Source organism: Promineifilum sp. (SeqCode), assembly GCF_041918635.1.
Taxonomy (GTDB): domain Bacteria; phylum Chloroflexota; class Anaerolineae; order Promineifilales; family Promineifilaceae; genus Promineifilum.
This window is the reverse complement of the sequence record NZ_JAYRVJ010000814.1, coordinates 1-5383: the sequence shown is the minus strand read 5'-3', so window position 1 is coordinate 5383 and position 5383 is coordinate 1. Positions and strand designations below refer to the sequence as shown.

At 64.8% G+C, this 5383-nt stretch carries 4 protein-coding genes; all 4 read left to right on the top strand.

What is annotated here, in order from left to right:
• Positions 1-1102, top strand: a 1102-nt coding sequence (locus tag ACE3UY_RS23170) for a sensor histidine kinase (RefSeq protein ID WP_374689833.1), incomplete at its 5' end; no start/stop codon positions are given.
• Positions 1103-1176: 74 nt separating this feature from the next.
• Entirely contained in the window at positions 1177-3297 is a 2121-nt protein-coding gene (gene glgX / locus ACE3UY_RS23165) for a glycogen debranching protein GlgX (protein WP_374689832.1), read from the top strand.
• Positions 3294-3719, top strand: coding sequence for an ATP-binding protein (locus tag ACE3UY_RS23160; protein WP_374689831.1), 426 nt, complete (start codon positions 3294-3296; stop codon positions 3717-3719). The genes glgX and ACE3UY_RS23160 overlap by 4 nt, the downstream gene beginning before the upstream one ends.
• A 73-nt stretch (positions 3720-3792) precedes the next feature.
• Positions 3793-5383 (top strand): SpoIIE family protein phosphatase (locus tag ACE3UY_RS23155; protein ID WP_374689830.1); only part of this gene is annotated, 1591 nt, incomplete at its 3' end.

Here is a 5383-nt window from a genome sequence, read left to right as displayed (position 1 = left end):
GGGCATCGGCCGCGAGGATTTGCGCAAGTTGCTCCAGATCAGCCCGTCGGCCGCGGCCTCGATGTTCGACATCATCCTCTCGCGCTGGCAGAACACGCAGAACCTGCTGCGGCAGAGCGAGAAGATGGCCCAGTTGGGCACATTCACGGCCGGCATTGCCCACGAACTGAACAACCCGGCTGCCGCCGTCCGGCGCAGCAGCGAGCATTTGGAGACCGCGCTGATTGAGTCGGCGCAGACCTTCACGCGCCTGGTGAGCGAGGGGCTGACGCCAGTGCAACGCACCGCGCTGGAGGGCTTCGTGGAGCGCGCCCGCGCTCAGGGGCGGCAGATGCCGACGCTGGACGCCCTGGCCCGCAGCGACCGGGAGGTGGAACTGGAAGAGTGGCTGGAGTCGCGCGGCATGGAAGACGCCTGGGCCTGTGCCACCATCCTGGTCAATGTGGAGTACAGCGACGCCGACCTGGAGCGGCTGGCCACGCTCTTCACCGGGCCGCAGTTCAGCACGGTCGTCACCTGGCTCGCCAACAACTACACTCTCATCAACCTGCTGATGGAGTTGCAGCAGGGGGCCAAGCGCATCTCGGAGATCGTCAAGGCGCTCAAGTCCTATACGTATCTCGACCAGGCGCCCATCGTGCGCTACAACGTCCGGCAGGGGCTGGAGGACACGCTGCTCATCCTGCGCCATAAGCTGAAGACCGGCATCACCATTCGCCGCGAGTATGATCCTGATCTGCCGGAGATCGACGCCCTGGGCAGCGAGCTGAATCAGGTGTGGACGAACATCATTGACAACGCCGCCGACGCGCTGCGCACCGCGGGCACGCCCGACCCGACCATGACCCTGCGCACGCGACAGGAGGGCAAGTGGGTTATCGTCACCATCGAGGACAACGGCCCGGGCATCCCGGCCGAGGATCAACCGCGCATCTTCGATGCCTTCTACACCACCAAGCCTATCGGCGAGGGCACGGGGCTGGGCCTGGACATCAGCTACAACATCGTTGTACACCACCATAAAGGAGACATTCGGGTAAAATCACAGCCGGGCCAGACGCAGTTCGAGGTCTGGCTGCCGAAGCAAGTGGAAAGTGATTAGGGACTAGGGAATACGGGTTAGGGAAGGGCGCGCTTCCCTAGCCCCTAACCCCTAGCCCCTAGCCCCTAAAAAGTATGTTGAATCGCATCGACGTCTACCCAACCCGCCGCTACGGTGAGTTCTGGCTGAGGCCGGGGCGGCCCTATCCGTTTGGGGCGACCATTGTGCCCGGCGGGGTCAACTTTGCCGTCTTCTCGCGCCACGGCACACAGTGTTGGCTTGTCCTCTGGCGCAAGGGGGAGCGCACGCCGCTGGCCGAGATTCCCTTCTTCGACGCCTTCCGCATCGGTCACGTCTGGGCGATGGTGGTGTTCGGGCTGGAGCACGAGGAGATCGAGTACGGTTACCGCATGGACGGGCCGCACCGGCCGCACGCCGGCCACCGCTTCGACGCCCGCGTGAACCTGCTAGACCCGTACGCGCGGGCCATCGGCGGCAGGGACGTGTGGGCCGCGCCGGCCGACCCCACCAACCCGCAGCGCTTCCGGGGCCGGGTGCTGCTCGACGACTTCGATTGGCAGGACGACCGCCAGCTAGAGATACCGGCCGAAGATCTGATCATCTACGAGATGCACGTGCGCGGCTTCACCCGTCACCCCTTGTCGGGCAGCCGCTTCCCCGGAACTTTTGCCGCTATCCGCGACAAAATCCCCTATCTGCTGGAACTGGGCGTCAACGCCGTGGAACTGATGCCCATTCAGGAGTTTGACGAGTTGGAGAGCAACTTCTTCAACCCTTATACGGGCCAACGCCTGGTGAACTATTGGGGCTACTCGACGGTCGGCTTTTTTGCGCCCAAGCCGGCCTATGCGGCGACCGGCCATCTGGGGATGGAGGCCGACGAACTGAAGGCGCTGGTGAAGCTGCTACACCGCAATGGCATTGAGATCATCCTCGACGTGGTCTTCAACCATACTGCCGAGGGCAACGCCGAGGGGACGACCATCTCCTTTCGCGGGCTGGACAACCGGACGTACTACATGCTGACGCCCGACGGCAGCTATTACAACTTCAGCGGTTGCGGCAATACGTTGAACTGCAACAACCCGGTGGTGCGCAACCTGGTGCTCGACGCGCTGCGCTATTGGGTGTCGGAGTACCACATCGACGGCTTCCGCTTCGACCTGGCCTCCATCCTGGGGCGCGACGCGGAGGGCCACCCGCTGTCGAACCCGCCGCTGCTGGAGTCGCTGGCGCACGACCCGGTGTTGGGCAAGACGAAGCTGATCGCCGAAGCGTGGGACGCCGGCGGCCTGTACCAGGTCGGCTCGTTCCCGGCCTATGGGCGCTGGGCGGAGTGGAACGGCCGCTACCGCGACGCGCTGCGCCGCTTCCTGAAGGGCGACCTGGATCAGGTGGCCGAGATGGGCCAGATGATCAAAGGCTCGCCGCACATGTATCTGGAGCGCGGCCCCACGGCTTCCATCAACTTCGTCACCTGTCATGACGGCTTCACGCTGAACGACCTGGTGTCCTACGCCGAGAAGCACAACCTGGCTAACGGCGAGAACAACCAGGACGGGGCGAACGACAATCACAGCTGGAATTGGGGGCACGAGGGGCCGACCGACGACCCTGCCATCATGGCCCTGCGCCGCCGGCTGATGCGCAACGCCATCGCCATTCTGATGGTCAGCCAGGGTGTGCCGATGATCCTGATGGGCGATGAGATGGCGCACACCAAGCAGGGCAACAACAACACCTACGCCCAGGATAACGAGCTGAACTGGATCGACTGGGGGCGGCTGGCCGAAAACGCCGATCTCTTTCGCTTCTTCCGCTATTGTATCGCCTTCCGCAAGGCGCATCCGGCGCTGCGGCGGCGCTATCATCTGCATGAGCGCGATCTGATTGACAGCGGTTTCTCCGACATCTCCTGGCATGGGTTGCGGGAGGGGGAGCCGGACTGGTCGCCGCACAGCCGCACGCTGGCCTTCATGTTGTGCGGCATGCACGCGGCCCTGTTGCCCGGCCGCACTGCCGACGATTATATTTACGTGGCCCTCAATATGCATTGGGAGCCGCACACGTTTGAACTGCCGCGATTGCGGGATGGCCGGCGCTGGTATCGTTTCGCCGATACGTTCCGCCCGTCGCCCGATGACATCTATGAACCGGGACACGAGCGCCCGCTGCGGACGCAGCGCAACCTCCCCGTGGGCCCGCGCTCGGTAGTGATTCTGGTGGGGCGATGATCCTGGAGCCACTGACGATTCCCGGCCGGTCGGAGATGCTGACGCAGTTGATGGACTACGTCGCCTGGGCGGCGGCCGGCGCTGGGCTGAGCGAACAGGTCAGCTACCGGCTGTCATTGGCGGTGGACGAGATCGCCACCAATATCGTGTTGCACGGCTACGAGGGGGCCGGCCGCCACGGCAACCTGACTATCTGGGCCGACACCGACGCGCAGCGGCTGCGTATCTTCCTGGAGGATACGGGTGAGCACTTTGACCCGCGCCAGGTTCCGCGCCCGGCCGACCTGGACCGCCCCCTGGAGGAGCGCAAGGATGGCGGTCTGGGCATCTATCTGGCGCTATGGGGGGTGGACGAGTTTCGTTATGAACGGAAAGGCATGGTCAATCGCTGTGTGTTCGTCGTGGAAAGAAGCCAACCATAGCATGGTAGTACAGGTTTCTTAACCTGTATGCCTTGTCACAGGTTAAGAAACCTGTGCCACGCTGATAGCCTCTATGCCCGTCACCTACATTCACGTCCTCGTTATCCATGACGACACCGCGCAGAGCGAGCAGTTGACGCGGCCGTTCCCCTCGTGGGGGTGGGACGCGACGCGCGTGTCGAGCGAGCCGGCCGGCGCGCTGGCCGCGTTGGCCGCCCGGCGCTATGACCTGGTGCTGCTCGACCTGCATGCCGCCGAGCGCGACGAGTACGCCTTTCTGCGCGACTGGCGGCAGCACCCGCCGTTGAGCGCCATCCCTGTGGTCATCACCTCGCGTCCCGGCCCATCGCTGGCGCGGCTGGCGCGCTGCATTGAACATGGGGCCACGGACTACATCACCCATCCCGACCATCACGTGCTACTGCGCGCCCGCCTCCAGAACGTTTTGCAGCGCAAGCTGTTGCAGGAACAGGCCAACACCGCCCTGGAGGCGTTCAACGAGATCGAGAAGATCGCCGACGATCTGCGGCTGGTCATCTTGCCCATCGGCGCGGCGCTGTCGGCCGAAGTGGACTTCAACCGGCTCACCGCCCGCGTCGTCCAGGAGGCGCAAGACATCTGCAACGCCGATACTGGCGCGCTCTGCCTGGCGCGGGAGGACGGGATGATGCATTATGTCTACATGCACATCCGGTCCACCGGCTACACCCATCAAGAAGAGGCGGGCGAAACCGGTTTCTTCGGCCCCGCGCCACTCTCCGACCCCGTCACGGGTGAGCCCAACTACGACAGCCTGGCGGTCTACGTCGCGCTGAGAGGGGAGTCGGTCAATCTGGGCGATCTACACGCGGGGCGCTTTGAGAACGAGCGGCTGACGCGCTTCGAGCAGCAGCACACCTACCGGGCCCAATCGTGCCTGGCTGTGCCGCTGCGCAGCGGGCACGTGGTGGGCGCGCTGATCCTGGTCAACTGCCGCCACCCGCTGTCCGGCGAGGTTGTCCCCTTCGACGCCTATCACCAGCAGGTGGCCGAGTCGCTGGCCTCCCAGGCGTCGGTCGTGCTGAACAACCGGCTGCTGAGCGACCGGGAGAACCAGTTGATGCGCTACAAGCGCGAACTGGAGATCGGCCGCGAGATCCAGCTGAGCTTCCTGCCCGCGCAACTGCCCGACCCGCCGGGCTGGGAGTTGAAGGCTTACTTCCGGCCAGCGCTGGAGGTGGCCGGCGACTTCTACGACGCCTTCCTGCTGCCCCACGGCCACGTGGCGCTGATCATCAGCGACGTCGTCGGCAAGGGGGTCACGGCGGCGCTGTTCATGGCTATCATTCGCAGCCTGTTCCGGGCCTTGTTCCAGCAGAATTACTTTCAGATCGATGCCGCGGGGGCCGGCCCAGGGAGCGGCGCGACGCTGACACCCTTCTCCTTCGTTGACCGGGCGGCGCTGCTGAATGCCATCCGCTTGACCAACGCCTACCTGTTGGCGAACCACGCCGACACCTACGCCTTTGCCACGATGTTCGCCGCCGTGCTGGATCCGGCGACGGGCCGCTTGCTGTACGTCAACGCCGGCCACAACCCGCCGCTGGTGTTGGGCCGGGCGCGGCAGGATGGGCGCGTGGTGCGCGAACAGTTGCCGCCGACCGGCCCGGCCATTGGACTGCTCG